The sequence below is a fragment of the Cytobacillus sp. Bac17 genome, assembly GCF_024519925.1.
In the GTDB taxonomy this organism is placed as follows: domain Bacteria; phylum Bacillota; class Bacilli; order Bacillales; family Cytobacillaceae; genus Cytobacillus; species Cytobacillus pseudoceanisediminis.
The window spans coordinates 1-350 of the sequence record NZ_JALJRC010000122.1 but is presented as its reverse complement, the minus strand read 5'-3'; the positions used below and the strand labels follow the sequence as shown (position 1 = coordinate 350).

The following is a 350-nucleotide window of genomic DNA, read 5'->3' as shown; positions in this document are numbered from 1 at the left end:
CCCTCTCAAACAGGATTTTTCAACATATCCTATGCTGCCAATTGGGTTGATTTTCCTTTTTATCAAATCCTTTTCCAATAACCTCTTCCTCTCCCTTTTTCCCCCTTCCCCCCTCTTTTTCCTTCTCCTTCTCTCCCCTCCCCTTCCTCTTTCCTTTTTTTCTCCCTTCCTCCCCCTCTCTTCTTCCTTCCTCTCCTCCCTCCTTCCTCTTTCTTCCCCCCCCCCCCTCTTCTTTTCCCCTCCTTTTCCCCTCCTCTTCCTTCCTCCTTCTTCTTTTTCTCGCTTCCTCTCCTCCCTTTTTTCTTCTTCCTCCTTCCCTTTTCTCTCCTCCTTTGCCCTCCCGCCCCACC

The 350-nt window shown here is 50.0% G+C and carries 1 protein-coding gene; it reads right to left on the bottom strand.

Annotated features, from left to right (window positions below; all coding sequences use genetic code 11):
• A partial coding sequence (locus NR125_RS30370) for a hypothetical protein (RefSeq protein WP_256816906.1) occupies nt 1-350 on the bottom strand: 350 nt, incomplete at both ends.